General features: G+C 41.7%; 1 pseudogene. It reads right to left on the bottom strand.

Going from position 1 to position 1014, the window contains the following annotated elements:
• Nucleotides 1-1014, bottom strand: a pseudogene (locus ACFSR3_RS09410) (hypothetical protein); the annotation flags it as partial.

Below are 1014 nucleotides of genomic sequence, written 5' to 3' on the forward strand. Positions count from 1 at the left end.
ACAATGATAGAATCTTCACCGGTGCAACCTTCGGCAGTTGTAATAGTTACAAAATATTCACCTGCTGATGGAGCAATAAACTCGCGGGCTGTAGATGTAAATCCATTAGGCCCTGTCCAAGAATATGAAGCTGTATCAATATTGAATGATCCGTCTGCGTCGGTAACTTCAATCATGTAATCGCCACCTTCACAGCCATCAATAATCAACAGGTCAATCTGCTCATTATTTTGAGTGATTTCCACACTTTCGCTGTGCGTGCAATTATTTACAGTTACCGTTAGTGTATAGATTCCAAATCCTGAAGCAACAATACTGCTACCACCATCTATAGTAGAACCATCAAGGGTCCATGCATAAGTAGCTTCACCCTCATTAAAGTTAGTTTCACTAACAGTTATAGTAATGTTAGAAGCTGCACAAGCAGCTTGTGGAGCACCCAGAGTGAATACAGGAGTAGGGGTGATGTTTACAGTAAATGCATTCTCATCTGTACAATTGCCATTTTTAGCGAATACATATATAGTTTGTGTTGCTGATAGTACCGTTCCGGCAGGTATAGGAGTACCCACGCCTCCTTGTTGTGCATAATATTCATTACCTGTAGTAAGTGCCGGTAGCTCATAGCTATCGCAAACATTTACATCAGCCGGAGCATCAGCAACCGGTGAAGCGGCGATAGTAACCTCAAAACTAATTTCTGCAGTACAATTAGGTACAGTACCTGTTTCGGCATATACATATATGGTTTGCGAAGCAGTAATAGTATCACCATCATTTAGTAGTGTGCCTGTACCTGCAGGTCCGCCTGCGGCAGTGTAATAATTACCCATTGCAAGAGCAGGAAGTTCATAGCTGTCGCAAGCAGTAACATCATCAATGGCAGGAATAACAAGCGCGTTGTTTATGGTTACTGTAAATGTATTTTGAGCAGTACATTCAGGGGTAGTTCCGCTGGAAGCGACTATATTAAATGTGGTAGTTTCAGTAATAACAGTACCTGCAACAACAAGT

This window comes from Flavobacterium suzhouense (genome assembly GCF_042684765.1).
Taxonomy (GTDB): Bacteria; Bacteroidota; Bacteroidia; order Flavobacteriales; family Flavobacteriaceae; genus Flavobacterium; species Flavobacterium suzhouense.